Source organism: Paracoccus albicereus (assembly GCF_024359525.1).
Lineage (GTDB): Bacteria > Pseudomonadota > Alphaproteobacteria > Rhodobacterales > Rhodobacteraceae > Paracoccus > Paracoccus albicereus.
Window position 1 is genome coordinate 444,900 of record NZ_JAKZEU010000002.1, and the last position, 26,406, is coordinate 471,305.

Annotated in this window: 25 protein-coding genes; 14 read left to right on the forward strand and 11 right to left on the reverse strand. The window is 65.2% G+C overall.

The window, feature by feature from the left end; all coding sequences use genetic code 11:
• Positions 1 to 84: 84 nt before the first annotated feature.
• From sciP to recG, 4 genes are all read left to right on the forward strand, one after another.
• Entirely contained in the window at positions 85 to 360 is a 276-nt protein-coding gene (gene sciP, locus MLD63_RS05690) for a CtrA inhibitor SciP (protein ID WP_255328919.1), read from the forward strand.
• A gap of 95 nt (positions 361 to 455) precedes the next feature.
• Positions 456 to 1,166 (forward strand): response regulator transcription factor CtrA, encoded by a 711-nt coding sequence (gene ctrA, locus MLD63_RS05695; protein WP_255328920.1) that lies wholly within the window; start codon positions 456 to 458, stop codon positions 1,164 to 1,166.
• 258 nt (positions 1,167 to 1,424) lie between these two features.
• Complete coding sequence (gene ligA, locus MLD63_RS05700; RefSeq protein ID WP_255328921.1) at positions 1,425 to 3,680, forward strand: NAD-dependent DNA ligase LigA; 2,256 nt, start codon at positions 1,425 to 1,427, stop codon at positions 3,678 to 3,680.
• On the forward strand, positions 3,656 to 5,773 hold the full coding sequence (gene recG, locus MLD63_RS05705; RefSeq protein ID WP_255328922.1) for an ATP-dependent DNA helicase RecG: 2,118 nt from the start codon (positions 3,656 to 3,658) through the stop codon (positions 5,771 to 5,773). Before ligA ends, recG begins: the two co-directional genes overlap by 25 nt.
• Positions 5,774 to 6,065: 292 nt before the next feature.
• Here the strand turns inward: recG and MLD63_RS05710 are convergent, their stop codons facing one another.
• The gene (locus tag MLD63_RS05710) at positions 6,066 to 6,506 is read right to left on the reverse strand and encodes an iron-sulfur cluster assembly scaffold protein (RefSeq protein WP_255328923.1); all 441 of its coding nucleotides are present in this window, start codon (positions 6,504 to 6,506) and stop codon (positions 6,066 to 6,068) included.
• A gap of 56 nt (positions 6,507 to 6,562) precedes the next feature.
• On the opposite strand from MLD63_RS05710, the gene hisI reads away from it, so the two are divergent.
• A complete protein-coding gene (gene hisI, locus MLD63_RS05715) occupies positions 6,563 to 6,916 on the forward strand; it encodes a phosphoribosyl-AMP cyclohydrolase (protein ID WP_255328924.1) in 354 nt (117 codons plus the stop codon).
• Between the two features lie 2 nt (positions 6,917 to 6,918).
• Here hisI and gluQRS read toward each other — a convergent pair whose 3' ends face one another.
• Positions 6,919 to 7,800: a tRNA glutamyl-Q(34) synthetase GluQRS gene (gluQRS, locus tag MLD63_RS05720; RefSeq protein WP_255328925.1), complete on the reverse strand. Its 882-nt coding sequence runs from the start codon at positions 7,798 to 7,800 to the stop codon at positions 6,919 to 6,921.
• Positions 7,766 to 9,106, reverse strand: a complete 1,341-nt coding sequence (gene trmFO, locus MLD63_RS05725) for a methylenetetrahydrofolate--tRNA-(uracil(54)-C(5))-methyltransferase (FADH(2)-oxidizing) TrmFO (RefSeq protein WP_255328926.1) — start codon at positions 9,104 to 9,106, stop codon at positions 7,766 to 7,768. Before trmFO ends, gluQRS begins: the two co-directional genes overlap by 35 nt.
• Before the next feature lie 69 nt (positions 9,107 to 9,175).
• Between trmFO and MLD63_RS05730 the strand changes: the two genes are divergently transcribed.
• Together MLD63_RS05730 and MLD63_RS05735 are read left to right on the forward strand one after the other, a co-directional pair.
• Positions 9,176 to 9,487: an SAM-dependent methyltransferase gene (locus MLD63_RS05730; RefSeq protein WP_255328927.1), complete on the forward strand. Its 312-nt coding sequence runs from the start codon at positions 9,176 to 9,178 to the stop codon at positions 9,485 to 9,487.
• The gene (locus MLD63_RS05735; RefSeq protein WP_255328928.1) at positions 9,430 to 9,894 is read left to right on the forward strand and encodes a class I SAM-dependent methyltransferase; all 465 of its coding nucleotides are present in this window, start codon (positions 9,430 to 9,432) and stop codon (positions 9,892 to 9,894) included. Before MLD63_RS05730 ends, MLD63_RS05735 begins: the two co-directional genes overlap by 58 nt.
• A gap of 47 nt (positions 9,895 to 9,941) precedes the next feature.
• On the opposite strand, the gene MLD63_RS05740 is transcribed toward MLD63_RS05735, so the two are convergent.
• A complete protein-coding gene (locus MLD63_RS05740) occupies positions 9,942 to 10,610 on the reverse strand; it encodes a 50S ribosomal protein L25/general stress protein Ctc (RefSeq protein WP_255328929.1) in 669 nt (222 codons plus the stop codon).
• Positions 10,611 to 10,695: 85 nt separating this feature from the next.
• Between MLD63_RS05740 and MLD63_RS05745 the strand changes: the two genes are divergently transcribed.
• Positions 10,696 to 11,886 carry an MFS transporter gene (locus MLD63_RS05745; protein ID WP_255328930.1) on the forward strand — a complete coding sequence of 397 codons (1,191 nt, stop codon included), beginning with the start codon at positions 10,696 to 10,698 and terminating at the stop codon, positions 11,884 to 11,886.
• Here MLD63_RS05745 and MLD63_RS05750 read toward each other — a convergent pair.
• Positions 11,883 to 13,046, reverse strand: a complete 1,164-nt coding sequence (locus MLD63_RS05750; RefSeq protein ID WP_255328931.1) for an alpha-hydroxy acid oxidase — start codon at positions 13,044 to 13,046, stop codon at positions 11,883 to 11,885. The two genes, MLD63_RS05745 and MLD63_RS05750, sit on opposite strands and share 4 nt — an antisense overlap.
• 18 nt (positions 13,047 to 13,064) lie before the next feature.
• A complete protein-coding gene (locus MLD63_RS05755) occupies positions 13,065 to 13,331 on the reverse strand; it encodes a hypothetical protein (RefSeq protein WP_255328932.1) in 267 nt (88 codons plus the stop codon).
• A 62-nt stretch (positions 13,332 to 13,393) separates the two neighbouring features.
• Between MLD63_RS05755 and MLD63_RS05760 the strand changes: the two genes are divergently transcribed.
• From MLD63_RS05760 to dnaG, 3 genes are read left to right on the forward strand one after another with little or no spacing between them, the layout of a single operon-like run.
• Entirely contained in the window at positions 13,394 to 13,981 is a 588-nt protein-coding gene (locus tag MLD63_RS05760; protein ID WP_255328933.1) for a TetR/AcrR family transcriptional regulator, read from the forward strand.
• A 54-nt stretch (positions 13,982 to 14,035) separates the two neighbouring features.
• On the forward strand, positions 14,036 to 15,133 hold the full coding sequence (locus tag MLD63_RS05765; RefSeq protein ID WP_255328934.1) for a histidine kinase dimerization/phosphoacceptor domain -containing protein: 1,098 nt from the start codon (positions 14,036 to 14,038) through the stop codon (positions 15,131 to 15,133).
• A gap of 44 nt (positions 15,134 to 15,177) precedes the next feature.
• Positions 15,178 to 17,070 (forward strand): DNA primase, encoded by a 1,893-nt coding sequence (dnaG, locus tag MLD63_RS05770; RefSeq protein ID WP_255328935.1) that lies wholly within the window; start codon positions 15,178 to 15,180, stop codon positions 17,068 to 17,070.
• On the opposite strand, the gene purF is transcribed toward dnaG, so the two are convergent.
• From purF to radA, 3 genes are all read right to left on the reverse strand, one after another.
• Positions 17,071 to 18,570: an amidophosphoribosyltransferase gene (purF, locus tag MLD63_RS05775; RefSeq protein WP_255328936.1), complete on the reverse strand. Its 1,500-nt coding sequence runs from the start codon at positions 18,568 to 18,570 to the stop codon at positions 17,071 to 17,073. It abuts the gene before it with no gap.
• Positions 18,571 to 18,683: 113 nt separating this feature from the next.
• Positions 18,684 to 19,328: a CvpA family protein gene (locus MLD63_RS05780; protein ID WP_255328937.1), complete on the reverse strand. Its 645-nt coding sequence runs from the start codon at positions 19,326 to 19,328 to the stop codon at positions 18,684 to 18,686.
• Between the two features lie 41 nt (positions 19,329 to 19,369).
• Complete coding sequence (radA, locus tag MLD63_RS05785) at positions 19,370 to 20,734, reverse strand: DNA repair protein RadA (protein ID WP_255328938.1); 1,365 nt, start codon at positions 20,732 to 20,734, stop codon at positions 19,370 to 19,372.
• Positions 20,735 to 20,846: 112 nt separating this feature from the next.
• On the opposite strand from radA, the gene MLD63_RS05790 reads away from it, so the two are divergent.
• From MLD63_RS05790 to MLD63_RS05800, 3 genes are all read left to right on the forward strand, one after another.
• A complete protein-coding gene (locus tag MLD63_RS05790) occupies positions 20,847 to 22,148 on the forward strand; it encodes a lipoprotein-releasing ABC transporter permease subunit (protein WP_255328939.1) in 1,302 nt (433 codons plus the stop codon).
• A complete protein-coding gene (locus MLD63_RS05795; RefSeq protein WP_255328940.1) occupies positions 22,141 to 22,809 on the forward strand; it encodes an ABC transporter ATP-binding protein in 669 nt (222 codons plus the stop codon). The genes MLD63_RS05790 and MLD63_RS05795 overlap by 8 nt, the downstream gene beginning before the upstream one ends.
• Before the next feature lie 214 nt (positions 22,810 to 23,023).
• The gene (locus tag MLD63_RS05800) at positions 23,024 to 23,536 is read left to right on the forward strand and encodes a phosphatase PAP2 family protein (RefSeq protein ID WP_255328941.1); all 513 of its coding nucleotides are present in this window, start codon (positions 23,024 to 23,026) and stop codon (positions 23,534 to 23,536) included.
• A 123-nt stretch (positions 23,537 to 23,659) separates the two neighbouring features.
• Here MLD63_RS05800 and MLD63_RS05805 read toward each other — a convergent pair whose 3' ends face one another.
• Together MLD63_RS05805 and parE are read right to left on the reverse strand one after the other, a co-directional pair.
• Entirely contained in the window at positions 23,660 to 24,361 is a 702-nt protein-coding gene (locus tag MLD63_RS05805) for a gamma-glutamylcyclotransferase (protein ID WP_255328942.1), read from the reverse strand.
• Positions 24,354 to 26,318, reverse strand: coding sequence for a DNA topoisomerase IV subunit B (gene parE, locus MLD63_RS05810; RefSeq protein WP_255328943.1), 1,965 nt, complete (start codon positions 26,316 to 26,318; stop codon positions 24,354 to 24,356). Before parE ends, MLD63_RS05805 begins: the two co-directional genes overlap by 8 nt.
• Positions 26,319 to 26,406 lie beyond the last annotated feature (88 nt).

Genomic DNA, 26,406 nt, shown 5'->3' on the forward strand with positions numbered 1-26,406 from the left:
TTTCGCCGCATTCTCAAGCCGGGACCTAACCCGCGCTTAATCGCTTTGCGGCACCTTGCCAGGAACCAGAAAAGGACTTGGCAGATGTTTGTGAAGAAGACCAGCGGACCCAGGACCGCGACGCTGCCGGACGGCTCGATCCTGACGGTCGCCGACCTGCCGCCCAGCGACACGCGGTGGGTGGCAAACCGCAAGGCGGTCGTGGTGAACGCGGTCCGCCACGGTCTGATCGTCCGTGAGGATGCGATCGCCCGCTATGACCTGTCCGAGGAAGAATTCGATGGCTGGGTCGCTGCGGTCGACCAGCACGGAAAGGCCGCTCTGAAAGTCACGAAGCTGCAGAAATATCGTGAGCGATGAATTGTAAAGGCATGATTCTCAGCTAGAAGTAACGTGATGTTAACCATTTCGCCTGAAGGTTGCGTCAGGGACCAGGTCTGTAAAAGGGAATCACGATGCGGATCCTTCTTGTCGAGGACGAACCCAGCACCGCTCGCGCGATCGAGCTGATGCTGACCGCCGCGAACTACAATGTCTTTCTGACCGACATGGGTGAGGAGGGGATCGATCTCGCAAAGCTCTACGATTACGACCTGATCCTTCTGGACCTGGACTTGCCGGACATGAACGGGATGGAGGTGCTGCGCCATATCCGCCTATCACGCATCGATACGCCGATTCTGATCCTGACCGGCTCGGACGATACCGAAAGCAAATTACGTGGCTTCGGCTTCGGGGCGGACGACTACATGACCAAGCCCTTCGTGCGGGAGGAGCTGGTGGCGCGGATCCAGGCCATCATCCGCCGCTCGAAAGGTCACAGCCAGGCCGTCATTCGCACTGGCGAATTGATGGTCAACCTCGACGCACGCTCGGTCGAGGCGAATGGAAAGACGGTGAATCTGACCGGCAAGGAATATCAGATCCTCGAGCTGCTGAGCCTGCGCAAGGGCACGACGCTCACCAAGGAAATGTTCCTGAATCATCTCTATGGCGGGATGGATGAGCCGGAGCTGAAGATCATAGACGTTTTCATCTGCAAGCTGCGCAAGAAATTGTCCGAGGCCCTCGGCGGCGACAGCTACATCGAGACGGTCTGGGGCCGCGGCTACGTGCTTCGCGATCCCGCGCCCGTCGCTGACGAACGCATGGTGGTGGGCGGCTGATCGCCTGGAAGGCGCGGCGACGGTAATCACCGCGTCCGTCTCCGAAACCTCGCACTTCCGACGACCGAGGCGAGCGCCGCAGCCCGAAGACCAGTGGACATCCGGCTTCCGCGCCCGCTATCACCCTTGCATCCGGTCTCACCCTGGCTCCGAGGGCACAAGATCGGATGCAAGGGCATTTTGCGGTGCGGGGTTGCGTCTCAGAGGCGACGGCCGATCCCTCCCGCCAGCCACAAGGGTGCGGCGAGGCGAGCTTGAATGGCAAAAAAGCCGACATCACCAGCGGCAAGCGAGGCCGACGAAGGCGTGATCGACTCTCGGGACGAATCCGATGCGATTCCTGACGCCGTCGATTCGGATACGAAGCCAGAGGCTCTGACACCCGAGGCCGCGGGCACCGAAATTGCTGCCCTGTCGAAAAGCTTGGCCGCTGCGGACCAAGACTATCACGGCCGCGATGCGCCAACGATCGACGACGCGACCTATGATGCGATGAAGGCGCGTCTGCGCGCGCTCGAAGCGGTCTTTCCGGAACTTGCGTCAACAGACAGTCCGACGGGCAAGGTGGGTTCGGCGCCGGCCGAAGGGTTCGGCAAGGTTCGTCACAGCCAGCGGATGCTGTCGCTTGCCAACGCCTTCGATTCTGACGACGTCGCCGATTTCACCCAGCGGATTCGAAGCTTTCTGGGGCTGAAAGACGATGAGGCGTTGGCCTTCACCGCCGAACCGAAGATCGACGGGCTTTCGCTCGCCCTGCGCTATGAGGGTGGTGAACTGGTCCACGCGGCGACGCGCGGCGACGGGACGACCGGCGAGAACGTCACCCAGAACGCGCTGACCATCGACGACATTCCGAAGACCCTGCCGAAGGGTGCACCCGATCTGATCGAGGTCCGGGGCGAGGTCTACATGACCCATGCCGACTTCACGGCGCTGAACGCGGCAGAGGGTGGGCGCACCTTCGCCAATCCGCGAAACGCTGCCGCCGGATCGCTGCGACAACTGAACCCGATGATCACCGCCGCCCGTCCCTTGCGCTTCTTCGCCTATGCGTGGGGAGCATTGTCCGAGCCGCTGGCCGAGACCCAGTCTGGCGCGATCGAACGCCTTGCCGAATTGGGTTTTTCGACGAATCCACTGACCCGGCTCTGTCACGGGACCAATGAACTGCTGTCGGCGTGGGCGGATATCGAGCAACAGCGTGCGACCCTCGACTATGACATCGACGGCGTCGTCTACAAGGTCGACCGGCTGGACTGGCAGGCGCGGCTCGGGATGCGGTCGACGACGCCGCGTTGGGCACTCGCCCACAAGTTTCCGGCCGAGACGGCATGGACCCGGCTGGAACGGATCGAGATCCAGGTCGGCCGCACCGGCGCGCTGTCGCCAGTGGCTCGCCTGAAGCCCGTGACGGTGGGTGGCGTCGTCGTGTCGAACGCGACGCTGCATAACGAAGATTACATCGCCGGGCGGGACAGTGCCGGCAATCCGATCCGCGAGGGCCGTGACATCCGCGAAGGCGATTGGGTCAAGCTTTACCGCGCCGGCGACGTGATCCCGAAGATCGCGGACGTCGATTTGTCGCGCCGCCCCAAGGACAGCGCGCCCTACGCCTTTCCTCATGTCTGCCCGGAATGCGGATCGGATGCGATCCGCGAGCCGGGCGATTCCGTGCGCCGCTGCTCTGGCGGGCTGATCTGCCCTGCGCAGGCGGTCGAGAAGCTGAAGCATTTCGTGAGCCGCGCCGCGTTCGACATCGAGGGTTTGGGCGCCAGACAGATCGAGATGTTCTTTGCCGATCCGGTCCTGCCGATCCGTGAACCGGCCGACATCTTCACGCTGGCCGACCGCGACGCGAAGCTGTCTGAACGTCTGCAGGACCGCGACGGCTTTGGCGAGAAGTCGGCGGGCAACCTGTTCCGCTCGATCGACGAAAGGCGGACGATCCCGCTGGCCCGGTTGATCTTTTCGCTGGGCATCCGCCATGTGGGCGAGGTCGCGGCCACGACGCTGGCGCGACATTTCGGGACATGGCCGGATTTCGTCGCGGCTGTCGACGGCGCGGCGGCCGAGCCCGCCTTTGAGGCCACCGACGACAAGACGCGTCGTGCGGCTGGTGACGCCAGCCCGCATTGGTCCGAACTCCTCGCCATCGACGGGATCGGTCCGGTGTTGGTCCAGGCCCTCGTGACCGCCTTCAGCCAGACACGAGAGCGCGAGGTGATCGACCGTCTGCTGGATCAGTTGACCGTAGAGCCGGCCGAACAGCCCGCAGATCAGGACAGCGAGATCAGCGGCAAGACACTGGTCTTCACCGGCACGCTGGAGCGGATGACACGAGCAGAAGCCAAGGCTCGGGCCGAGGCGATGGGCGCCAAGGTCGCGGGATCGGTCAGTGCCAAGACCGACCTGGTGATCGCCGGACCGGGCGCGGGGTCGAAGGCCAAAAAGGCCGAAGAGCTGGGCGTCACGGTCATCGACGAGGACGAATGGCTGCGGATCGCGGGACGGTAGGCGCCCCGCCACGAGGCAGACCCCCGGCACTGTTCCCGCTTTTTGCGGAGATCGACACGTTGCCGGGCGTTGGCCCGAAAGCGCGCGAGGCCTTTGCACAGATGGGCATCGTCCGCCCGCGCGACCTGATCCTGACCCTGCCTTCAAGCGGCATCACGCGGCGCAGTCTGTCACGCCTTGTCGATGCGCGCCCGCCAGAGATCGTCACCGTCACGGTGACGATCACGCGTCACGACGCGCCGACTGCGCGCGGCAGACCCTGGCGTGTCATATGCAGCGACGGGGCAGCGGATCTGACGCTGGTCTTCTTTCATCCCCGGCGCGACTGGATCGAGGCTCAGTTGCCGCACGGCCAGCGGCGCGTCATCAGCGGCCGGATCGAGTTGTTCGACGGTTTGGCGCAAATGGTTCACCCCGATCATATTCTGCGCCTCGACGATCCCCCGCCGAGGGCATTCGAGCCGATCTACCCACTGTCTGCGGGGCTGACACAACGCGTGGTCGCAAAAGCAGCTGGGGCTGCGCTGACCCGTCTGCCCGACGCGTCCGAATGGATCGACCCGCAGGTGCTTTCCGCGCAGGGATGGCCCGACTGGACGACGGCTCTGCGCACGGCGCATGATCCGCAGTCACCCGCGGATTTGATGGCGACATCACCGGCCCGCGCGCGCTTGGCCTATGACGAATTCCTTGCCCATCAGATGACGCTGTCGCTGATCCGAAGGGATCGCCGGCGCGCCAGTGGTCGCGCGACGGCTGGAGATGGCCGGCTGCGAGATAAGGCTTTGGCCGCGCTGCCTTGGCCGATGACCGGGGCGCAGAGCCGTGCGATCGATGAGATCGCCGCCGACATGGCCTCAACCCATCGAATGTCGCGGCTTCTGCAGGGCGATGTCGGTTCGGGCAAGACGCTGGTCGCGCTGCTGTCCGCCCTGATTGCCGTGGAGGCGGGCGGGCAGGCGGTGCTGATGGCCCCGACCGAAATCCTCGCGCGTCAGCATGCCCGCGCGTTGGAACCGCCGGCCCGGGCTGCCGGTGTCCGGTTGGCCGCACTGACCGGGCGCGACAGGGGCGAGGGACGCGAACAGGTACTGGCCGATCTTGCGCAAGGGACGATCGCCATCCTCGTCGGAACACATGCGGTGTTCCAGAAGGGGGTCGAGTTCGCGGACCTGCGTCTTGCGATCATCGACGAACAGCACCGTTTCGGAGTCGCCCAACGGCTGGAACTGTCGGCCAAGGGACAGGCGCCGGACATGCTGGTCATGACGGCCACGCCGATCCCACGCTCGCTGGCATTGACGCAATACGGTGATCTTGACGTATCGATCCTGGATGAAAAGCCCCCCGGGCGCCAGCCGATCACGACGGTGATGATTTCGGACGAACGTCTGGACGAGGTGACGGCGCGGCTGGAGGCTGCCCTTGCGCAAGGCGCGCGGGCCTATTGGGTGTGCCCCTTGGTCGGCGAAAGCGAGCAGGTCGATCTGACCGCTGCCGAGGCCCGCTTTCAATATCTACGCGCGCGCTTTGGTGACACGGTCCGCCTTGTTCACGGCCAGATGCCGGGACCCGAGCGTGATGCGGCGATGGCGGATTTCGCCGCGGGTCATGCCCGCGTTCTGGTCGCGACGACTGTGATCGAGGTCGGCGTGGATGTTCCCGAGGCGACGATCATGGTGATCGAACGCGCGGAAAGTTTCGGTCTGGCTCAGCTGCATCAGCTTCGCGGGCGGGTCGGCCGTGGATCAGGAGCCTCGACCTGCGTGCTGATGTATCATCCCCCGCTGAGCGAGGGCGGCGCGCGCCGCCTGCAGACCCTGCGAGAGACCGAAGATGGCTTCCGCATCGCGGAAGCCGACCTGCAGATGCGGGGCGCAGGAGACGTCATCGGTACCGCGCAGTCCGGCCTTCCTCGCTTTCGGATCGGCGATCTGGAGCGGCAGGCGGGATTGATGGCGATGGCGCGCCAGGATGCGCGGGCGCTGCTGGAACGCGATCCCGCACTGGACAGTGAACGGGGGCGCGCGGTCCGGATGCTGCTGTGGCTGATGGAACAGGACAAGGCCGTCAGACTGATCGGAGCGGGCTGACGCTGTTGAGAATCGTTAAGATGTTCCTAAAAAGTTCTTTACAGCTTGCAGGCCTTATGGAAGAACAAAGTGGAAACAAACGTTCCCCAGCAGGAGGCTTCCATGACCACGACCGAATTCCTGTCGGACCTGATCGGAGTGTCGGCCATCGGGCTGACCATGACCGTCGTCCTGTGGCTTCCTGCCATTCTGTAGATTTCGGACACTGCCCCGCGTTGCAACTCGGCGTCACGCCTGTCGCCGTTGGTCCCCTGCACGCGCATCTGGCCGGCCCTGACGGGTCGGCCTTTTTTCATCCCTCACGCGCCGCGTCGATCGCGGCAAGGGTCGCGTCCCAGGCCAGCAGGATCGAAGCATGACGGTTAGGATAATCGCGCGCGGGCAGCAGAGCCTCCAGCTCTGCGAAGGGTGCAGCGGGGGGCGACGCTGCATCGGTCAGCATCGCGCTGAGCGCGTCGCGACCTGCCGCTATCTCATCGCGGGTTCGGCCCAGCACCGTGCCACCCAGCACGGCGGCCGACGCCTGACCCAGGGCGCAGGCCCGCACCTCCTGCGCGAAATCGTCGACCCGTTCGCCCGCCATCGTGACATCGACCTGCACGGTCGAGCCGCATTGGGGCGAACGCTTCGAGGCCGTGCCATCGGGTGCCTTTAATCGTCCCTGATGGGGGATCGAGGCGGTCAGCCCGAGAATTCTGCGGGAGTAGAGCTGCATCAGATCGGCGTCGGACATGGCATTCCCCCTCGGTCCTGCCGTAGATAGGAACGCCAAGGCCGAAAGGAAACCCGATGTTCGATCCCGCAGGACTAAACTATGACGGCAACGGCCTGATCCCGGCCATCGCGCAGGATGAAACCGGCGACGTCCTGATGATGGCGTGGATGAACGCCGAAGCGGTCAGCCGCACGCTTGAGACTGGACGCGTGACCTATTGGTCGCGCTCACGTCAGAGCTTCTGGATCAAGGGCGAGACGAGCGGACACGTCCAGGAACTGGTCGAGATGCGCGTCGATTGCGACAGCGACTGCCTGCTGTTGATCGTTCGGCAAACCGGTCCAGCCTGCCACACCGGCCGGCGCAGTTGCTTCTATACCGCGGTGCGCGACGGCGAGACGGTCGAGATCATGGCGCCGATCGCCTGAATTCAAAGGCCGACCATCGCCTTGATGTCGGCTGGCGTCGCGCCGTCTTCCCGCAAGTGCCGGATCGCGCGGGCATCGTCGCGCTTTGCAAGTCTGTGACCGGCATCATCGCGGATCAACCGATGATGATGATAGCGCGGCGTCGGCAGACCCAGCAGGCGCTGCAGCAGAACGTGGATCCAGGTCGAGTCGAACAGGTCCTTGCCCCGCGTCACGAGATCGATTTCCTGCGCCGCGTCGTCCACCACGACGGCAAGATGGTAGGACGTACCCATTCCACGCCGCGCCAGGATCACATCACCGATCCCCCCCAGAAACTCCTCGCGCGTCATGCCATGATCCTCGACGGGCAGGATCGCCTCGTCCCGAAACGACAGCCGGTCAAGGCCGAGCGCGTCGAAGGCTCGCGCGACGTCCAGTCGGATCACGTCGTCGGGCTGCGCGTCGGACATCGGCCGGCCGCGGCAGGTTCCGGGGTAGATCAGCCCATCAGGGCCGGCGGGCAGGGCGTCTTCCTGCGGCGCGCTCAGCGCGGCGCGGATGTCCCCGCGCCTGCAGCGGCAGGGATAGGTCAGTGGTGCCAGGCGATCCAGCGCGGCGTGATAGGCCGCCATGCGGTCGGACTGGCGCATCACCGGACGCGGCCAGTCCAGGCCAAGCCATGCAAGATCCTCGAAAATTGCAGTCTCGAATTCGCTGCGACAGCGTTCGCGGTCGATATCCTCGATCCGCAGCAGGAATTCGCCCGTCGAAGCAAAATGATGCGCGGTCAACGCGGCGTAGGCATGGCCCAGATGCAGAAAACCCGTGGGCGAGGGTGCAAAGCGCGTCCGCGTCACGCCCGCCCCCTCAGCCCTGTTGAGACAGCCATTGCCGGAAGTCATCCTTGGCGCGATCGGTATAGGCGGGGTAACGGTCCTTGCGTCCCCGCCGCCCACCACGCGCATCGTCTAGCGGCGGGAACAGCCCGAAATTCACGTTCATCGGCTGGAAGGTCTTCGCCTCGGCGCCGCCGGTGATGTGGTGGATCAGCGCGCCCATCGCGGTCGTCCCGGACGGAGGCGCGAGGTCCGCACCCTTCGCCTGCGCCGCGGCCATCCGTCCGGCGAGCAACCCCATCGCGGCGCTTTCCACGTAACCTTCGACGCCGGTCACCTGACCCGCGAAGCGCAAGGCGGGGCGCTTGCGCAGTCGCATTCGGTCATCCAGCAGCGTGGGCGAATTCAGGAACGAATTGCGGTGGATCCCGCCCAATCGGGCGAAGCTCGCATCTTGCAGGCCGGGGATCATCCGGAACACTTCGGTTTGCGCACCGTACTTCATCTTGGTCTGAAAGCCGACGATGTTGTATAGCGTTCCAAAAGCGTTATCACGGCGAAGTTGAACCACGGCGTAAGCTTTTTCGTCTGGCTTGTGGGCGTTGGTCAGACCAACCGGCTTCATCGGGCCATGTCGCAAAGTCTCGCGCCCACGCTCGGCCATGACCTCGATCGGCAGGCATCCGTCGAAATAGCCTGCGGTTTCACCTTCGCGGAACTCGGTCTTGTCGGCGGCCAGCAGCGCGTCGATGAACGCCTCATACTCATCACGGCTCATCGGACAATTGATGTAGGCGCGCTGTTCAGCCTCGGTCTCGCCCTTGTCGTAGCGGCTCTGTTCCCATGCGATGGACATGTCGATCGTATCAGCGTGGACGATCGGCGCGATGGCGTCGAAGAAGGCCAGCGCATCGGTGCCGGTGACCGCGCGGATGGACTGTGCCAACCGGTCGGAGGTGAGCGGACCGGTCGCCACGATCCAGTTGCCGCTTTCGGGCAGATCGGCAATCTCTTCGCCCGTGATCTCGATCAGCGGATGCGCCTGCAGGGCTGCCGTCACGGCTTGCGAAAAGGCCTCGCGATCCACGGCCAACGCGCCGCCGGCAGGCAGGCGGTGACGGTCGGCCATGGCCATGATCAGCCCGTCGGCCGCCCGCATCTCCCAATGCAGTTGACCGACGGCGTTCATGCGATCGTCGTCAGAGCGGAAGCTGTTCGAGCAGACCATCTCGGCACAATCGCCGGTCTTGTGGGCGAAGGTCGCGACCTTGGGCCGCATTTCGTGAAGCACGACGGGCACGCCCGCGTTGGCCGCCTGCCAGGCGGCTTCCGATCCGGCAAGACCTGCGCCGATGATATGGACGGGTTCCATGCGGCTCTCCGCTGGCGAATGACAAGGGCGCTTGCTATCAACGAGGCGCATCTGGCGCAAGGGAAGCCCATGCCCAAGCCGAAGGCCGAGCAGTTCCTGATCGACGATCTGGTCATCGACATCCCGGTTTGGGGACTGACCGGATATCTGCGGGAGCGGTTGGACGGCGGGCTTTACGAAGGGCCCGAGCGTGCTCTGGTCCGGAAATTTGTCCGCGCCGACGATCGTGTGCTGGACCTGGGGGCCGGGGCCGGGGTCGTCGCGATGATTGCCGCCCGCATCGTTGGGGCGGAAAAGGTCGTCGCGTCGAGGCGAACCCCGAGATGCGCCAGACCATCAAGCGCAATTTCCGCCGGAACGGGATGCACGCGATCAAGCTGATCTCGGCCGCTGTGATGGGGCGCGCCTGCAAGGATGACAGTATCACCTTTCACGTCCATCCGGGGTTCTGGAGCGCTTCGATCAGACGCAACGAAACGCTGAAGGCGCGCGAGGTCAGCGTGCCGGTCCCCGGCCTTGTCCGTCGGGCCGGGGCGAGCGTCGTCCTGATGGATGTGGAGGGCGCAGAAGAACAGATCCTGGCCGAGAAGGTCCCGGACTGCGTTCGGTTGGTCATCGTCAAGTTGCATCCCAACCTTTACGGCCAGGATGTCATCGACCGGATCGTGAAACGGCTGGTCAGACAGGGTTTCGAGATCGCCGAGCGCCTGAAGGGTAGGGCGGTGATGGCGTTTGTGCGTGACGTCGTCGTGCTGCCGGTCTCGAAAACGGAAAAGGGCGGCGCATGATGCGCCGCCCTGTCAGTTCCGACCGGTATCTTGCCGGTGGGTAAGGATTACTCCTCGGTGTTTTCGTCGGCTTCGTCGCCCTCGGCCGGTGCTGCCGCATCTTCGGTCGCGTCGCTGTCGCCCGCCTCGTCCTCTTCGGATTTCAGCGCCGACGGTGCCGCGATATTCGCAATTGCGAAGTTCCGATCGATGGTCGGCTTCGAACCCTCGGGCAAGGTCACGTCATGGACGTGGATGCCGTCCCCGACTTCCAGGCCCGACAGATCGACCGTGATGCTTTCGGGAATGTCGCCGGCAGTCACGATCAGCTCGATCTCGGGACGAACGGTCACCAGCGTGCCGCCCTTACGCAGGCCGGGGCAGTTTTCATGCCCGACGAACTCGACCGGGATGAAGAGGTTGACCTTCGAAGTCCGACGCAGACGCATGAAGTCGATATGCGACGGCAGGTCCTTGACGATGTCCTTCTGCACGCCGCGGCAAATGACGCGGACGTCGGTCTCGCCGTCGACCTTCAGGTTCCACAACGTGGACATGAAGCGACCGGCGCGCAGCTTGGTCAGCAGGTCGTTGAATTCGAATGCGATCGGCATGGGGTCCTTGCCGTCGCCATATACGATGCCGGGCACCTTGCCTTCGCGGCGAGCTTGGCGGGCGGCCCCCTTGCCTGTCCCCGCGCGTGCCTCGGCCATCAGATTCGGGATCTCTTTGGCCATGATACTATTCCTGTTCGTTCACGATTGACGGCCATCCTCCAAGGGTGCATGGCCGAAGCCGCGCCTATAGCCTGCGCGCGCTGGAATGCAAAGGGTGAAAATGGGAATCGCGCGCGACCTGTATATCAGCCGCCGGCCGGTCGCGGGGCTGGCAGCGATCGGTATCTTCTGGGGCAGTTTTGCCGCCTGGTTGCCAGAGATCAAGACACGCGCGGGCGTGTCCGACGCGGAATTCGGCGTGCTGATGATGCTGTCTGCGGTGGGTGGCATGTCGGCGATGATGGCAGCGCCCTGGCTGCGTCGCCGGATCGGTCCCACCATCCTGCCGCTGAGCGGGCTCATCTTCGCAATCGTCGCCTCCAGCCCCGCACTGGTTCACGGACGTACGGGGCTGGCTGCTGCGCTGCTGGTGATCGGCGCGTCGATGTCGCTGTGTGACATCCTGTCGAACATCCGCATCTCGGATATCGAGGCGCGCGAGGGTCGCTCGCTGATGAACCTCAATCATGCCATCTATTCGCTGGCGCTGGCAGCGTCGGCCGCGATCATGGGGATCTTCCGCGCAGTGGGCGTGCCGCACGCTTTGGCCGCTGGTCTCATCGTGCTGGTGATTCTGGGGTTGGTGATCGTGATGCGCGGCGCGCGACCCCTTCGCGACACGGCCGAGCGAGAGGCCGAGCCATCGGGTATAGGCGCACCGTGGCTGATCGTGCTGCCCGGCGCCGCGATCCTATGGCTGAGCTTCGTGGTCGAGAACGGGGTCGAAAGCTGGGGCGCGATCCATATCGAGCGCACGCTGGAGGTCGCGGGCGGGCTTGGCTCATTCGGACCCGCCATGTTCGGACTTGCAATGGGGCTCGCCCGCCTGGCCGGGCAGGGGCTGACGCAAACGCTGGGCGAGGTCCGCCTGATCGCGTTTTCGGTGTGTATGGCGGCGATCGGGACGGTGGCGCTGGCACTGGCGCCCGTGATCGGCATCGCCATCTTCGGTGCCGCAGCGGCCGGACTTGGCGTCGCGGTGGTCGTGCCGACCGCCAACAGCCTGATCGCGCGCACGGTCCCTGCTGGACAGCGGGCCAGCGCGATCGCGCGAGCGTGGATGATGGGCTTCACCGGCTTCTTCATCGGCCCGCCGTTGATGGGTCTGATCAGCGAGGCGGCGGGCCTGCGGGCAGCCTTCGGCCTGCTGGCCTGCGCGGTGGTGCTGATGCTGCCCTGTCTGTGGCTGTTGGCGCGTCGCCTGCGCGGCCGTCCCGCAACGGCGCAGCGCGCCTAGCTGTAATTGTTCAGAAATCCGTTCGGAACTAGAACGTTGTGGCGGCCGATATTGCGCACATCACGCTCGCCGCAAAGGGCCATCGAGATGTCGAGTTCCTTGCGGATGATCTCCAGCGCCTTGGTCACGCCGGCCTGACCCATCGCACCCAGCCCGTGGATGAATGCGCGTCCGATCCAGGTCGAATGTGCGCCTAGCGCAAGCGCCTTCAGAACGTCCTGACCCGAGCGAATTCCGCCGTCCAGATGAACCTCTGTGCGGTCGCCGACAGCCTCGACGATCTCGGGCAGCATCCGGATCGAGCTGAGCGCGCCGTCCAGTTGCCGCCCGCCATGGTTGCTGACCACGATGGCGTCGGCGCCGAAATCGGCGGCGCGGCGGGCATCGTCGGCATCGAGGATGCCTTTCAGGATCAGCTTGCCGCCCCACATGTCACGGATCGCCGCAACCTTGTCCCAGTCCAGACGCTCGTCGAACTGCTGGTCGGTCCATTCCATCAGGCTCGCCGTATCACCGACATCCTTGGCGTGTCCCACGATGTTGCCGAAGAAGCGGCGGTTGGTCTGCAGCATCTCCAGCCCCCACCGCCATTTTGTGGCGAGGTTCATCATCGTCGGCAGCGTCATCTTGGGCGGCGCGCTGAGACCGTTCTTGAGGTCCTTGTGCCGTTGACCGAGGATCTGCAGATCCAGGGTCAGGACCAGTGCGCTGCACTTGGCGACGCGCGCGCGTTCGATGATCGCGGCCAGAAAATCCTGATCCTTCATCACGTAAAGCTGGAACATGAAGGGCTTGGTGGTGTGTTCGGCCACGTCCTCGATCGAACAGATCGACATCGTGGATAGGCAGAAGGGTACACCGAATTCCTCGGCCGCGCGTGCCGCCTTGATCTCGCCATCCGCGTGCTGCATGCCGGTCAACCCGACCGGCGCAAGCGCCACCGGCATCGCGGCGGGCATCCCGATGATCTCGGTCGCCGTGGTGCGGTTCGACATGTCCACCGCGACCTTCTGGCGCAGACGGATCGCTGCGAAATCGGTCGTGTTCTCGCGGAAGGTCTGTTCCGTATAGCTACCCGATTCAGCGTAGTCGTAGAACATCCGGGGCGTGCGGGCGCGATGCAGTCGCTTGAGGTCGTCGATGGACGTGATGACCGGCATGGGTGGCTCCGTCGTTGTTCAGCTGTTGTCCGCGGTGTCGATCTGATCGCGGAATTCGGGTTCGATCACGGGCCGCCGAAGGGCGTTGGCGCGATCGCGAAGGCCCGAGCCGCGCCGTTCAAGATCGTCCTCGACCGGCTCCGGTGCGGAACTCGCGCCCGCGGCATGGTCGGGCAAGACCGGCTCTGCCAGGATCTCGTCGGTCGGCAACAGCCGAGGATAGGCCTGATCGTCGGCAGCGCAGGCTGCAAGCAAAAGGGTCAGAGGCAAGGCTGTGCGCATCATCAGCCGACATTATCCGCGCGCCTCAGGGTTCACAACGGGGCTGCTGGCGTCCTAGATGGGGCATGGCCCGCACCCGAGGTTCCCGCGCCGACATTACCGGCCCCCTGATCCGCGAACATGCCCGGCGCTTGATCGCGCGTCACGGCTATGCGGCGGTTTCCATGCGAAAGCTTGCCGACGCCGTCGGCGTGCAGGTCGGCACGCTTTACGGGCACATCCCTGACAAGCAGGCGCTGCTGATGGATCTTATGCGCTCGCATATGGAAACGCTGCTGGACGACTGGCGCGACGATCCGCAGGCAACCCCGGTGCGCCGACTTGAGCGGTTCGTCCGCTTTCACATCGCCTACAGTCTGGATCACAGCGACGGCGTCTTTCTGTCCTACATGGAATTGCGCAACCTGGAACCGGACAATTTTCACGCCATCGGGTTGCTGAGGCGTCGCTACGAAGACTCGCTGGAACGCATCCTGAAGGACGGCGTCGCCGCGGGCACGATGACGATCGCGGACAGCCGCCTGACGACGATGGCGCTGATCGCGATGCTGACCGGGGTGACAAACTGGTACCGCGCCGGCGGTCGGCTGGATCGTGACCGATTATCAGATGTTTATTGGGGCCTCGTCCAAGGCTCCGTCGGCGTCACATGACCTTGCGGACGAGCCATGAAATGATAATCAGTCCTTCCACTTGGAGGGCGTCTCATGCAGGCAGACCGGCATCAGGATCAGCACCGGCGGCTTGAAACGCTGGGGTCGTTCGCGATCCTCGATACCGAACCCGAAGGCGCCTACGACGATATCGCGCGGCTGGCTGCGGTAATCTGCGAGACGCCCGTCGGCCTTGTCAGCCTCGTGGCCGAGGACCGCCAATGGTTCAAGGCCAAGGTCGGCCTCTGCGTCGATCAGACGACGCTGGATCAATCGATCTGTTCACACGCGATCCTGCAGCAGGGCTTTCTTGAAGTGCCCGATACGCAGGAAGATCCGCGAACGCGGGATAATCCGCTTTGCATCGGCGAAGATGCCTTCCGCTTTTACGCGGGTGCGCAGCTTGTGGCGGCGGACGGTATGCCGCTGGGAACGTTGTGCGTGCTGGACAGGCGGCCGCGTCAGCTGACCGAGATGCAGAAGGACGCGATGCAGGTTCTGGCGCGGCAGGTGATGACGCAGCTTGAACTGCGGCGCGCGCTGCGCAACGCCGAAATCCTGCGGCGAGAGGTCGATCACAGGGTCAAGAATTCGCTGCAATCGCTATCCTCGCTGACCCGGATCGAGCGTCGTGACAGCGATACGCCGGAAGTGATCGCCGCACTCGACCTTATGGCGAACCGTCTGGATGCCGTGTCCACGCTTCACGAAATCCTGCATCAGGCGGATGCGGGGTCTAACGTCGATCTCGCCGGTTACGTCATCCGGGTCTGCGATCGGCTGACGCCGCTGATGCCCGGCAACGTCCAGGCCAAAAGCAGCGGGGTCGCGGTCGAGGTCGCGACCGATCAGGCTGTCGCTGTGGGAATGCTGGTGAACGAATTGGTGGCCAATTCGCTGAAACACGCCTTTCCTGACGAGCGAGATGGTCGCATCACCATCGACATGACCCGTCTCGATGACGGACGGGTTCAGGTGGATTATTGCGACGACGGGATCGGCTGGGGCGACGGCCCGACGCGCCGCGGCGGGCTTGGAATGCGGATCATCGAGCTGGCCTGCGAAGAACTGGGCTGCGAGCTAGAGACCGGGGACGCGGTCGATGGCGGTGCGACAGCGCGTATCGCCTTCGATCCGCGTCGGCGGGACTGAGCGCGACCCTTGCTCAGGCCGCAACCCGGTCCGATACTCGCGCCATGAGTCTGCCACCCGGTTTCCTCGACGAATTGCGCGCACGCGTGCCGATCAGCCGTGTCATCGGCCGACGCGTGGTCTGGGATCGCCACAAGTCAAATCAGGCCAAGGGCGACTGGTGGGCGCCGTGCCCCTTCCATCAGGAAAAGACCGCGAGCTTTCATTGCGATGATCAGAAGGGGTTCTATTACTGCTTCGGCTGCCAGGCGAAGGGGGACGTGATCGGGTTCCTGCGGGAACTCGACGGGATGGATTTCATGGGCGCGGTCAAGGCCGTCGCGGCCGAAGCGGGAATGTCGGTCCCGGAACCCGACCCACGGGCGCGCGCCGCCCAAGACCGCAACGCGCAACTCGCCGAAGTGACCGACGCGGCGAACCGCTGGTTCCGTTTGCAGCTGCAATCCGCGGGTGCGGCCGCGGCGCGGGACTATCTGACGCGTCGCGGCCTCGATCAGGCGGCGCTGGACCGGTTCGAGATCGGCTTTGCTCCTGACGGCAGGCAGGGCCTGCGCGCCGCGTTGCGCGACAAGGGGCTGGCGGATGCGCTGATCGCCGAATCCGGCATGACCATTGCGCCGGACGACGGCGGGCAACCCTTCGACCGCTTCCGGGGACGGATCATGTTTCCGATCCGCGATTCGCGCGAGCGGGTGATCGGTTTCGGCGGGCGGGCAATGGATCCGAATGCCCGCGCCAAATATCTCAACAGCCCTGAGACGCCTCTCTTCGACAAGGGGCGCAACCTTTACAACGTCGGGCCGGCACGCGCGGCGGTCGCCAAGGGCGCGTCACTTCTGGTGGCCGAAGGCTACATGGACGTCATCGCGCTGGACCGGGCCGGTTTCGGCGGGGCCGTCGCCCCGCTTGGAACCGCGATCACCGAAGAGCAATTGCGGCTCATGTGGCGGATCGCGCCCGAGCCGGTCGTGATGCTTGATGGGGATGCGGCGGGCCAGCGTGCGGCGATGCGCCTGATCGATCTGGCGCTGCCGATGACCGGGCCGGGTCAGGCGCTGCGCTTTGCCGTTCTGCCGCCGGGGCTGGACCCCGATGACCTGGTCCGCGACCGCGGTCAGGCGGCCATGGCCGAGGTGATCGCGGGCGCTCGTCCGCTGGTCGACTTGCTGTGGCAGCGCGAGACCGAGGGAAAGGTCTTCGACAGCCCCGAACGCAAGGCCGCGCTGGACAGCGCCCTGCGGGCGGCGATCGGACGCATCCCGGATGAGAGCACACGCGCGCATTATGCCGAGGCCATCCGCGATAAACGGCGAGAGCTTTTCGGTCAGGCGGGTCGAGCCTCCAACCGCGAAAGCTGGCAGGCTCAGCCCCGCAAGGGCGGACGGCGGGCGCCCGAGGCGAGTGCGACGGCACCGGCGCGCGCCTCGGTCTTCGTCGGACGCGACGCCGGCGACACGTTGCTGGAAGGCGCGGCGCTATTGCTGTGCGCAACGCATCCGGCCCTGGTGGCCGAGGTTGAAACGCGGCTGGAGAGGCTTGCGCCGCAAGATGCAGGACGGGCCGCGCTGGTGCATGACCTCCTGGCGGGCACCGACAGTGCTGCAGGCCGTGGCGCGATCGAGGCGCTGCGCGCCGATCCGCATCTTGGCCTGATCCCGGCCGAAGGCGAGCAGGCGGGTGCGATCCTTCTGAACGTGCTGGACCGCCTGGAATCGGCGCGCGCCGCACGGCTGGAACTGCCGCGCGCCGAAGCCGAGATCAGTGGAGAGACTGACGAAGGGCTGACCTGGCGGATGTCCCAACTGGCCCGCGCGCGCGAGGCGGCCAATCATCCGCGTCTGTCGGATACACGCGACCTTGGCGAGGATCGCGAGGCGCTGTCGCTGCAACTGAACGAATGGGTCGCCGGCCAGATCTGGCGCAAGCCGGGGCGGTGATTATTCCGCAGCCTGAGGCGGGGCGGTTTCGCTGCCGTCCTTCAGCTTGAAGCCGCGCTCAAGCTGATCGAACGGCGCGACCGGGTAGTCGCCGGAAAAGCAAGCATCGCAATATTGCGGACAATCGCCGTTGCGGCCCTTGGCTTCACCCACCGCGCGATAAAGACCATCCAGCGTGACGAATGACAGTGAATCGACTCCGATCCAGTCGCGCATCTGTTCCGGGGTCATCTGCGCTGCCAGAAGCTTTTCGCGCTCCGGCGTGTCGACGCCGTAGAAACAGGGCCATGCGGTCGGCGGCGATGCGATGCGGAAATGAACCTCCGCCGCGCCGGCATCGATGATCATGTCCTTGATCTTGCGGCTGGTCGTGCCCCGGACCACGGAATCGTCGACCAGCACCACGCGCTTTCCGGCAATCAGCGCACGGTTGACGTTCAGCTTCAGACGCACGCCCATGTTGCGGATCTGCTCGGTCGGCTCGATGAAAGTCCGGCCCATATACTGGTTGCGGATGATCCCCATGCCGTAGGGGATGCCCGATTCCTGCGCATAGCCGATGGCCGCCGGCGTCCCGCTGTCTGGCACCGGACACACCAGATCCGCCTCGACCGGCGCTTCGCGGGCGAGTTCGACGCCGATCTGGCGCCGGGTCTCATAGACCGAACGCCCGCCGATGATGGAATCGGGGCGCGAAAAATACACATGCTCGAAGATGCAGAACCGCGATTTGGTCTGCTGGAAGGGACGGGAGCTTTCGACCTCGCCCTTGGTGATCACCACCATCTCGCCCGGCTCGATCTCTCGCACGAACTCGGCGCCGATGATGTCCAGCGCGCAGGTCTCGGAGGCGAGCGCATAGGCACCTTCGCCCAGCTTGCCCAGAACCAACGGACGCACGCCCAGCGGGTCGCGCACACCGATCAGCTTGGTCCGGGTCATCGCGATGACGCTGAAGGCGCCTTCGACCCGGCGAAGCGCATCCTTCATCCGTTCCGGGATGTTGCGCTGGATCGAGCGCGCCATCAGATGGATGATGCATTCGCTGTCGGACGAGGACTGGAAGATCGAGCCGCGCTCGATCAGCTCGCGGCGAAGTGCAGCGGCGTTCGTGATGTTTCCGTTATGGGCGATCGCGCAACCGCCCATGTGGAACTCACCGAAGAAAGGCTGCACGTCACGGATCGCGGTGCTGGCCTTGGTGCCGGCCGTGGAATAGCGCACATGCCCGATCGCCAACGCGCCGGGCAGGGTCCCCATCACGTCGGCCTTGGTGAAATTGTCGCGAACATAGCCGAAGCGGTGCGCGCTGTTGAAACCGTGTTCCGCGTCGTGGGCGACGATGCCGCCAGCCTCCTGTCCGCGATGCTGCAAGGCGTGGAGGCCAAGCGCCACGAAGCTGGACGCGTCGGCGACGCCGGTGACACCGAACACGCCGCACTCTTCATGCAGGCGGTCGGAATCGAACGGGTGGGCCAGAAACGGCTGAGTTTCGGTCATCACGGATGTCTGCGATTGTGGCGGCAAGCTGGACCCGTATCTAGGACGTCGGGGCGCAAAAGTCACCACCCCTCTGCTGCGGTGCAGAGATTTTCCGTCACCTTGCCGTCATATCAGTTCGCCGGAGCCTCGGTCGCGGGGGCAGGCGCCGCGTCCGTGGTCCCTGCAGGAGGCGTTGCCTGGCCGGCATCGATCTCGGCCCCGGTGAGGCCGCAGCTGCGCACCAACTGCTCATAGCGGCCGACGATCCAGCCCGGCGCATCGTCCGGAATCTGTTCATCCATCTGGCCGCGCATCCTGGCGAAGACCTGCGCCGAGCGCGAGTTCTCGACCATCGCGACATCCTGGCTGGTCATCACGCGGTCATAGACGATGAAGGCGATCGCAACGAGCAGGATGCCCCGGGCGACCCCGAACAGGAAGCCGATACCCTGGTCGATCCCGCCAAGCGCCGAACGCTGCACGACCGAGGAGAACAGCGGGGTGATGATCGAGAAGACGACCAGCGCCAGCGCGAAGACGACCGCGAAGGCCGCGATGGTGGCCAATTCGCAACTGTCGCCCAGAAAGCGGTCGAGGACCGGCACTTGCGCGATCATCGGACGAACGGTTGGCGCGAACAGGAAGGCGAGGATGGCCGCGCCGATCCAGCCGAGGATCGCCAGCGATTCGCGCACGAAGCCGCGGCTCCACGCCAAGATCGCTGACAGGATGATGACCGCCGCGACGACCGCGTCGATGATGGTGAAACCGTCCATAGATCCCCGTCCGCGCCGAGTTTTATGTCATTGGGGCAAGATCAGCCGGCGCCGAACAGATCACCCACGAAGCCTGTCAGGTCGGTCACCGGCACCAGCCGCAAGCCGCCCTTGCCCTCGAGCTTTTGGCCGTCGGGTAAAATCGCCTGTGAAAAACCAAGTTTTTGCGCCTCTTTCAACCTGTTTTCCGCTTGAGCGACGGGTCGTAGCGCCCCGGAGAGAGAGATTTCGCCGAAGAGGACGCTTTCCGCAGGCAGCGCCGTATCCTCGCGCGCGGAGAGCAGAGCCGCTGCGATGGCGAGGTCGGCGGCAGGTTCCGACAGGCGCATTCCGCCTGCGACGTTCATGAAGACGTCGAGCCCAGCGAAGGGGATCGCGCATCGGCTTTCGAGCACCGCGAGGATCGTCGAGACGCGCCCCGAATCGAGCCCGACGACGGTCCGGCGCGGACTTGCCAGCGTCGATGGTGCGACCAGCGCCTGGATCTCGGTCAGCATCGGACGGGTGCCCTCGATCCCGGCGAAGACCGCGCTGCCGGGAACCGGCTGACCGCGTTCGCTGAGAAATAGGGCGGAAGGGTTCGGTACCTCGGCCAGACCTGCGCCGGTCATTTCAAAGACGCCGATCTCGTCGGCCGGGCCGAAGCGGTTCTTGACCGCGCGCAGGATGCGGAACTGGTGGCCCCGCTCTCCCTCGAAATACAGCACCGTATCGACCATGTGCTCGACCACGCGCGGGCCGGCGATCTGGCCCTCCTTGGTGACGTGGCCGACCAGGATCACCGCGACGCCTCGGCGCTTGGCGAAGGTCACCAACTCATGCGCGGCCGCACGGACTTGGGTCACCGAACCCGGCGCGGCCTCGACCTGATCAGACCACAGGGTCTGGATCGAATCGATCACCGCAACGTCGGGGCGTTCGGCGTCGAGCGTGGTCAGAATGTCACGCAGGCTCGTCTCGGCCCCCAGCCGGACCTTGGCGTCCGACAGGCCGAGCCGCTCGGCCCGCATGCGGATCTGCGCGCTCGCCTCTTCGCCTGACAGATAGATCGCGTCGAGCCCGCTGCGTGCAAAGGCTGCGGCGCCCTGCAGCAGAAGGGTCGATTTGCCGATCCCGGGATCACCGCCGACCAGGATGGCCGAGCCGGGCACCAGGCCCCCGCCCAGCACCCGATCAAGCTCGCTCAGCCCGGACTGGCTACGGCTTGGCGGTGGCTCTGAACTGGTCAGCCCGCTCAACGCGACGGGTCGCCCCTTCGCGGCGCCGAGCGCACGGCCTGGGCCCTGGCTCAGCGGTGCTTCCTCGACGATCGTGTTCCACGCCCCGCAGGCATCGCAGCGTCCGGCCCATTTCTTGTGGACGGCGCCGCAGGCGGTGCAGGTGAAGGCGGTGACGGGCTTGGCCATGAGCGTCGGGATATGGATATTCGGGTGAAGAAGAAAGGGCTCACGCCATTGTCGGCTTGATCTTTCGGGGGGGCGCGGTCAGGGTCTGCGCGATTTCTGGACCTGTCCCGACATGCCTTCTCCTGCACCCTTTTCCCGCTACGAATTCCTGATCGCCTGGCGCTATCTGCGTGCGCGCCGGTCCGAAGGCGGGGTCAGCGTGATGACCTGGATCAGCCTGATCGGCATCGCGCTTGGCGTGATGGCGCTGATCGCCACGCTCGCCGTGCGCGCGGGTTTCCGCACCGAATTCGTCGACACGATCCTTGGCGCGAACGCGCATAGCAGCGTCTACATGGCGCCGACCAGCTTCACCAACGATCTGACCGGCGAGACCTATACCCAGTCCGGCCGGATCGAGGATTACGACGCCCTGGCTGCCCGCATCGCTGACATTCCCGGGGTCACCCGCGCGAACGCGCTGGTCCGGGGGCAGGTGATGGTGACCTCTGGCGACCGGTCCAACGTGGCCGAGGTCTATGGCGTGACACCCGAGGCGCTGGAAGCGATCCCGCGCATCACCGATCCCGAAACATCGGCCGGCAACATCGCGGACTTCCCCGAAGGCATCGCGATCGGCGAAGGGATCGCGCGCGAACTGGCGGTGGGCATCGGCGACACGGTTCGCCTGATCTCGCCCAACGGGGCGAGGACCGCGATGGGCACGACGCCGCGGGTCAGTTCATTCGAGGTGACCTATATCTTCAGCGCCGGGCGTTACGACATCGACCGCACGCGCATCTACATGCCGTTCACCGAGGCGCAGTCCTACTTCAACCGCGAGGGGGCAGCGGACGAGATCGAAGTCTATGTGGCCGAGCCGGAACGGGTCGAGACGCTGACCCCGGCGTTGCTGCAGGCCGCGGGGCAGGGCGCTTTGGTGTGGAACTGGAAGGACGCCTCGTCCTCGTTCCTGTCTGCGCTGGATATCGAGGATGACGTGATGTTCGTGATCCTGTCGGTGCTGGTGCTGATCGCGGCGATGAACATCACCTCGGGTCTGGTGATGCTGGTCAAGAACAAGGGCCGTGACATCGGCATCTTGCGCACGATGGGTCTGACCGAAGGTGCTGTTCTGCGGGTGTTTTTCCTCTGCGGGGCCTTCACGGGGATCCTGGGCACGCTGGCCGGCGTAGTGCTGGGTGTGGCGCTGGCGCTGAATGTCGAGAACATCATGTCGCTGCTGAACGCAGCCACGGCGGGTGGGGCGTGGCAGGCCGAAGTGCGCGGCATCTACAAGCTGCCGGCGGAACTTCGGGCCTGGGACGTGGGGCGCGCCGTCGCGCTGTCGCTGGTCCTGTCCTTCCTCGTCACGCTGTTCCCCGCACGGCGCGCGGCACGGATGAGCCCGGTCGAGGCGCTGCGCTATGAGTGAGGTGCTGCGGCTTTCCGGTGTCGGCAAGACCTATGCCAAGGACGGTCCCTCGCCGGTCGAGGTCCTGTCGGGGATCGATCTGAACGTCGTGCGGGGCGAGGTCGTGGCGCTGGTCGCGCCGTCGGGTGCGGGCAAGTCGACGCTGCTGCATATCGCGGGGCTTCTGGACACCGCCGATGCCGGACAGGTCTGGCTGAACGGGCGCGACATGACGCAGGCGAGCGACCGCGCGCGCACCGATGCGCGCCGGGCCGATGTCGGATTTGTCTATCAGTTCCATCACTTGCTGCCGGAGTTTTCTGCGGCCGAGAACATCATCCTGCCGCAATTGGCCAATGCGGTCCCGCGCCGGCAGGCCGCGGACCGGGCTGCCGATCTGCTGGATAGGGTCGGCCTGTCGGCGCGCGCGAACCACCGCCCGGCGGAGCTATCCGGGGGCGAACAGCAGCGGGTCGCCTTCTGTCGGGCCCTGGCCAACCAACCCTCGCTGTTGCTGGCGGACGAGCCGACGGGAAACCTTGATCCCGACACCTCGGATCGGGTGTTCGAGGTGCTGATGGGTCTGGTTCGAGAGACCGGACTGGCGGCGCTGATCGCCACCCATAACCATGAGCTGGCCGGGCGGATGGACCGCCTCATCCGTTTGGGTGAGGAACATTAACCTTTCGACCGCGTACCGAGCGTGCGGTAGGCGCGCAACGGCGCAACAGCCTGACAGTCTTTTCGACCAGCATTTGCAGGGTTTGGCGCTGTGACATCCGTACACCGCGCGTACACAGGCTGTACACAACCTGTACACAGGCTGCGCGCGTGCGGTTAGGGGTTGATTAACGGCCGTTGCCTGGTCGGCGCGGTGCATGGGACAGGGGGCAGGGGTGAAGACAGCGTTCACGGGAATGGTGATGGCGGCGACGCTGGCGGGCTCGGCGGCCGCGGACCCGTTCGAGAATTTCGGCACCGCGATGAAATACGCCCTGCCGCTGGCCGGGGCTGTCTGTGCCGCCGACCAGGGACGGCTGGAGGATTACGCGGTTCGCGGCCTGATCCAAGTCGTCGTCGTCCGCGGCCTGAAAAGCTGGTTCGACGGCACACCCATCGGCACCCGACCGGTCCGCGCAACCGAAGTCGGGCGCGGGTTTCCGTCCGGCCATACCGCAGCCGCGGCCTTCGGCGCAGCCGATCTGGCGGGCAAGTGCTTTCCCGACGACGTCGCGGCGGGAGCCGCAGCCTACGGCGCCGCCGGCCTGACCGGCGTAAGCCGCATCCATGCCGGTCAGCACACGGCGCAGCAGGTCTGGGCAGGCGGGCTGATCGGATTCAGCTTCGGCGCGGCGGATTTCGGGATCGGGACCGAGGGGGCGAGCTTCAGTGTGGGGATGCGGTTTTGAGGCTCGTGAAAGCGTGTAGAATCTTCCTTCGGCCTGAGTAAGGCGTGGCGAACGACAACGCGCTTGCTCGGGCTTCCCGCCGTTCCGCGCGATCCGCTTTCATGACATGACTTGGCCGAGCAGCTAGCTGAAGCGGCTGTCTGCCTCTATCACCGCCGCCACCCGCTCCTGCAGGTCCCAGATATACGGGTCGTGGATCCCTGCCTCTTCCAGTCCCCGTGCAGTCCTCAGCAGGTATTCCGCCCCAGAACCGGCGGCGCCGTTCGCGGTGGCGAGGCGGAGGGCCTGATCCTCTATCGGCAGGTCGGCCACGTCGATATCGACCGGATCCGCGTAGAAGGTCAGGGCTTCGCTGCGGCCTTCGGCGGTCTCGATCGTGATCCAGCGCGCGTTGGCCGATAGTTCATGCGCGACCAGTTCGCGGGCCAGGATCGCGCGCATCGAGTCAGCCTCGGTCCCGGCAGCGATGTCCAGAACCACGCCCTCGCAGGTACCGCCCGAGGCGAGCGCCAACATCAATCCGGGCTGGTCATGCGAGCCGCGGAAGTAGTCGAGCGGGATCGAGAAACTGCGGTGCCATCCGATCGCGGTCGCGCGACGGCGGCGGCCGACGGCGAAGTCGGGATTCCAGATCAGCGAGCCGTAGGCGAAGATGGGGATCGGCCGCGCGCGACCGTCGATCAGCGTGGCGGCGAGGCGGTCGAGATCGGCCTCATCCAGCAGCCGCCAGTCCGGGTTGTGGCGCGGCGCATCTGTCGGACGGGTGACGCGGCGAACGTGGTCCTCGGTCAGGCGCATGACGCGCGGCGATTTCGCGTCATACATCAAGATCCTCCACGAACCTCGCGTTTTCCTGGATATATTCGAAGCGCAGCTCTGGCTTCTTGCCCATCAGACGCTCGACCAGATCGCCGGTTTCGCCTGCCTCATCCTCGTCGATGCTGACCCGGATCAGCTTGCGCGTCGCCGGATTCATCGTCGTGTCCTTCAGGTCCTTGGCGTCCATCTCGCCCAGACCCTTGAAGCGCTGCATGTCGATCTTTCCCTTGCCGCCCAAGCCCTTGGCCATCAGACGTTCCTTTTCGGCGTCGTCGGCGACATAGACGCGATGCGCGCCTTGGGTCAGCCGGTAGAGCGGCGGGCAGGCCAGATACAGATGGCCACGATCAACCAGCGGACGCATCTGGGTGAAGAAGAACGTCATCAGCAGGCTGGCGATATGGGCACCGTCGACATCGGCATCGGTCATGATGATGATCTTGTCATAGCGCAGATCGTCGATGTTGAACTTGCCTCCCATTCCGACGCCAAGTGCCTGACACAGATCGGATAATTCGGCGTTCTGACCCATTTTCGAGGACGCTGCGCCCAGCACGTTCAGGATCTTGCCGCGCAGCGGCAGCAGGGCTTGTGTCTTGCGGTCGCGCGCGGCCTTGGCGGAACCGCCCGCGCTGTCACCCTCGACGATGAAGATCTCGGTCCCGTCACGCGCTGTGGCGCTGCAATCGACCAGCTTGCCGGGAAGGCGCAGCTTGCGGGTCGCGGTCTTGCGGGCGGTTTCCTTTTCGGCGCGGCGGCGCAGGCGTTCTTCGGCGCGCAGGACGAGAAAGTCGAGAATCGCGCCCGCGGATTTCGTGTCTGCCGCCAGCCAGGTGTCGAAATGGTCGCGCACGGCATTTTCGACCAGCCGCGCGGCTTCGGTCGTCGCCAGCCGGTCTTTGGTCTGGCCGACGAATTCGGGTTCGCGGATGAAGCAGCTGACCAGAGCGCAGCCACCGGTCAGAAGGTCGTCACGGGTGATCTGGGCCGCCTTGCGGTTGCTGATGCGCTCGCCATAGGCGCGGATGCCCTTGAGGATCGCGGACCAGAATCCGGCCTCGTGTGTGCCGCCCTCGGGGGTCGGGACGGTGTTGCAGTAGGACTGGATGAAGCCGTCGCGGGCGGGGGTCCAGTTGATCGCCCAATCGACCTTGCCAGGCACGCCGAAGCGCGGCTGGAAGTCGACGCTGCCGGCGAAGGGCCGGTCGGCATAGGTGGTCGCGCCGGAGAGCGTTTCGGACAGGTAATCGGCGAGGCCGCCGGGGAAGTGGAACGTGGCTTCGCGGGGGGTCTCGCCATCATCGATCTCGGATTTCCAGCGGATCTCGACGCCCGAGAACAGGTAGGCCTTGGACTTCACCATCTTCAGAAGCCGTGCAGGCTTGAAGCGGTGATGGCCAAAGATCTCTTCGTCGGCATGGAAGGTGACGGTCGTTCCGCGACGATTCGGGGCGGCGCCGATCTGTGCGACCGGACCCTGCGGGATGCCGCGGGAGAAGCGCTGTTCGAACAGCTCGCGGTTGCGAGCGACCTGGACGATCAGCGTGTCGCTGAGCGCGTTGACGACCGAGGCGCCGACGCCGTGCAGACCGCCCGAGGTCTGGTAGGCGTCGCCCGAGAACTTTCCCCCGGCATGGAGCGTGCAGAGGATCACCTCGAGCGCGGATTTGCCCGGGAATTTCGGATGCGGGTCGATCGGGATGCCGCGGCCGTTGTCGCGGATGGTGACGGCGTGATCGGCGTGCAGCTCGACCTCGATGCGGGTGGCGTGGCCTGCGACCGCCTCGTCCATCGCGTTGTCGAGGATCTCGGCGACGAGATGATGCAGCGCGCGTTCATCGGTGCCGCCGATATACATGCCGGGCCGCTTGCGCACCGGTTCCAGCCCCTCGAGCACCTCGATCGAGGCGGCGGAATAGCTGTCGCCGCCGGAATCGGGCGTAGGGAAAAGATCATCGGCCATGGCGCTGCTCGTCTTGTTGCTTAGTGCGACTATCTCACGGCCGAGGGTCGCCGCGCAAGCATTGGTGGTGCCGCGACCAGGGCGCGCT

What these genes read in the sequence shown, in the direction of transcription:
- MLD63_RS05760 (WP_255328933.1), top strand. Translation starts at nt 13,394, where the DNA reads ATGGCCCGCACCCGAGGTTCCCGCGCCGACATTACCGGCCCCCTGATC.
- sciP (WP_255328919.1), top strand. Translation starts at nt 85, where the DNA reads ATGTTTGTGAAGAAGACCAGCGGACCCAGGACCGCGACGCTGCCGGAC.
- MLD63_RS05755 (WP_255328932.1), bottom strand. Translation starts at nt 13,331, where the DNA reads ATGATGCGCACAGCCTTGCCTCTGACCCTTTTGCTTGCAGCCTGCGCT.
- ctrA (WP_255328920.1), top strand. Translation starts at nt 456, where the DNA reads ATGCGGATCCTTCTTGTCGAGGACGAACCCAGCACCGCTCGCGCGATC.
- recG (WP_255328922.1), top strand. Translation starts at nt 3,656, where the DNA reads ATGGCTGCGGATCGCGGGACGGTAGGCGCCCCGCCACGAGGCAGACCC.
- ligA (WP_255328921.1), top strand. Translation starts at nt 1,425, where the DNA reads ATGGCAAAAAAGCCGACATCACCAGCGGCAAGCGAGGCCGACGAAGGC.
- purF (WP_255328936.1), bottom strand. Translation starts at nt 18,570, where the DNA reads ATGACCGAAACTCAGCCGTTTCTGGCCCACCCGTTCGATTCCGACCGC.
- MLD63_RS05805 (WP_255328942.1), bottom strand. Translation starts at nt 24,361, where the DNA reads ATGTATGACGCGAAATCGCCGCGCGTCATGCGCCTGACCGAGGACCAC.
- dnaG (WP_255328935.1), top strand. Translation starts at nt 15,178, where the DNA reads ATGAGTCTGCCACCCGGTTTCCTCGACGAATTGCGCGCACGCGTGCCG.
- MLD63_RS05780 (WP_255328937.1), bottom strand. Translation starts at nt 19,328, where the DNA reads ATGGACGGTTTCACCATCATCGACGCGGTCGTCGCGGCGGTCATCATC.
- MLD63_RS05795 (WP_255328940.1), top strand. Translation starts at nt 22,141, where the DNA reads ATGAGTGAGGTGCTGCGGCTTTCCGGTGTCGGCAAGACCTATGCCAAG.
- MLD63_RS05710 (WP_255328923.1), bottom strand. Translation starts at nt 6,506, where the DNA reads ATGTCCGACGCCGATCTGATGCAGCTCTACTCCCGCAGAATTCTCGGG.
- MLD63_RS05740 (WP_255328929.1), bottom strand. Translation starts at nt 10,610, where the DNA reads ATGGCCAAAGAGATCCCGAATCTGATGGCCGAGGCACGCGCGGGGACA.
- MLD63_RS05735 (WP_255328928.1), top strand. Translation starts at nt 9,430, where the DNA reads ATGCGCCAGACCATCAAGCGCAATTTCCGCCGGAACGGGATGCACGCG.
- MLD63_RS05765 (WP_255328934.1), top strand. Translation starts at nt 14,036, where the DNA reads ATGCAGGCAGACCGGCATCAGGATCAGCACCGGCGGCTTGAAACGCTG.
- hisI (WP_255328924.1), top strand. Translation starts at nt 6,563, where the DNA reads ATGTTCGATCCCGCAGGACTAAACTATGACGGCAACGGCCTGATCCCG.
- MLD63_RS05730 (WP_255328927.1), top strand. Translation starts at nt 9,176, where the DNA reads ATGCCCAAGCCGAAGGCCGAGCAGTTCCTGATCGACGATCTGGTCATC.
- trmFO (WP_255328926.1), bottom strand. Translation starts at nt 9,106, where the DNA reads ATGGAACCCGTCCATATCATCGGCGCAGGTCTTGCCGGATCGGAAGCC.
- MLD63_RS05750 (WP_255328931.1), bottom strand. Translation starts at nt 13,046, where the DNA reads ATGCCGGTCATCACGTCCATCGACGACCTCAAGCGACTGCATCGCGCC.
- parE (WP_255328943.1), bottom strand. Translation starts at nt 26,318, where the DNA reads ATGGCCGATGATCTTTTCCCTACGCCCGATTCCGGCGGCGACAGCTAT.
- radA (WP_255328938.1), bottom strand. Translation starts at nt 20,734, where the DNA reads ATGGCCAAGCCCGTCACCGCCTTCACCTGCACCGCCTGCGGCGCCGTC.
- MLD63_RS05790 (WP_255328939.1), top strand. Translation starts at nt 20,847, where the DNA reads ATGCCTTCTCCTGCACCCTTTTCCCGCTACGAATTCCTGATCGCCTGG.
- MLD63_RS05745 (WP_255328930.1), top strand. Translation starts at nt 10,696, where the DNA reads ATGCAAAGGGTGAAAATGGGAATCGCGCGCGACCTGTATATCAGCCGC.
- gluQRS (WP_255328925.1), bottom strand. Translation starts at nt 7,800, where the DNA reads ATGACTTCCGGCAATGGCTGTCTCAACAGGGCTGAGGGGGCGGGCGTG.